The 1,462-nt window shown below is 35.6% G+C and carries 2 protein-coding genes; one reads left to right on the top strand and one right to left on the bottom strand.

Translation table 11 applies throughout. From position 1 onward, the window contains the following. Nucleotides 1-78: 78 nt before the first annotated feature. A complete protein-coding gene (locus KI356_RS20950) occupies nucleotides 79-843 on the bottom strand; it encodes an SDR family oxidoreductase (RefSeq protein ID WP_212936337.1) in 765 nt (254 codons plus the stop codon). 167 nt (nucleotides 844-1,010) lie between these two features. Here KI356_RS20950 and KI356_RS20945 point away from each other — a divergent pair, with 167 nt between their 5' ends. After that, nucleotides 1,011-1,451, top strand: a complete 441-nt coding sequence (locus KI356_RS20945; RefSeq protein WP_128280515.1) for an Lrp/AsnC family transcriptional regulator — start codon at nucleotides 1,011-1,013, stop codon at nucleotides 1,449-1,451. Nucleotides 1,452-1,462: the final 11 nt, after the last annotated feature.

The raw sequence follows: 1,462 nt of genomic DNA, 5'->3' as shown, positions 1-1,462 counted from the left end.
ACCTTCTCTAACAACCCTTTTTCTGTAATTAATCGATACGCTGTATTTGCTAATGCTTTTGCCGATGTAATAATCCCCCTATAAACAAAACCCTCCAGAAACATCTAAAATCTGCCCTGTTACCCAGCGACTATCAGAAGAAGCAAGGAATGCTACTGCATCTGCAATATCTTCAACTTGCCCTATTCGTCCGAAAACAGATGAATTCGTAGCAAAATTTCGTATTTCTGGATTATCTAGCAATTTCGCATTCATATCTGTCTTCGTATATCCAGGCATAATTGTATTCACTGTTATACCTCTTTCTCCAAGGTGTTTAGCTAGAGGCAGTGTCATCGTATTTAGTGCACCTTTACTTAAGCCGTATGCAATAGACCCTGTAAAACCAAGCCTTACTTCAGCTGATGAAATGTTAATCACGCGGCCCTCTGCTCGTATTAATGGTAATGTTTGCTGAATTAAAAAGAATGGCGCCTTAATATTCACAGACATAATTTCATCAAAAACTTCTTCTGTCGTATTTTCAATCGTTCCTTGTGTACCTATCCCTGCATTGTTTACTAAAATATCAATCTCTGATGTACCAACTTTTATTTGTAATTCATTCTTTAACTGTTCTACTAGCTTTTTGACACCATCAATTGAATTGAGTTCAGCTTCAATTAAGAACGCTTTCCCTCCATTAGATTCAATCTCACTAATCGTTTCATCTGCAGCTGTTTTATTTCGGCCGTAGTGAATCGCAACTAATGCTCCATCTTTCGCCAATCTCATCGCAATCGCACGGCCAATTCCGCGACTCGCTCCTGTTACTAATACCACTTTCCCATCAAGATTCTTCATTTTTTCCATCCTTCCTAAATTTCCGTTTAATAAACCTTATACTTATATTTTTATGCAAACACCAATAATTTTAAATATAGATTTATAGGTAATTTAGTTCGTTCACTTATGATATTATAGTTATAATTTGTGATTCACTTTAGAAAACAAAACAAGGAGGCTACACAATGCAAAACGCAGTAAAATTGGATGAAATCGATCATAAAATTATGAACTTGTTGTATGAAAATGCGAGAATTTCTGTTTCAGAAATAGGACGAATTATATCCATGACGCAACCTGCTGTAAAAGAACGAATTAACAAGCTTGAAGATCAAGGAGTTATAGCAGCTTACCGAACGAAATTTGAGCCTTCCAAAATTAATAAAAACATTCAAGCATTCATCATGTTTAAAACGAGCCAATGCTCTGATTTTATCCAATTTTGTAATGCCGTTCCTGAAGTAACAGATTTATATCGAATTAGCGGGGAATTTAATTATATGATGAAAGTCATGAGCGATTCGATGGATTCTCTCGCTGCATTTTTAGATTCTTTAATGCAATTTGGCTTGTCGTCTCCTTTAATTGTTTTAAAGAGTGAGTTTGAGGAGAAATTATCGTTCTAATAAGAGGGCAC

The sequence above is a fragment of the Bacillus hominis genome (assembly GCF_018332515.1).
Taxonomy (GTDB): domain Bacteria; phylum Bacillota; class Bacilli; order Bacillales; family Bacillaceae_G; genus Bacillus_A; species Bacillus_A hominis.
This window is presented reverse-complemented; position numbering and strand designations above follow the sequence as displayed.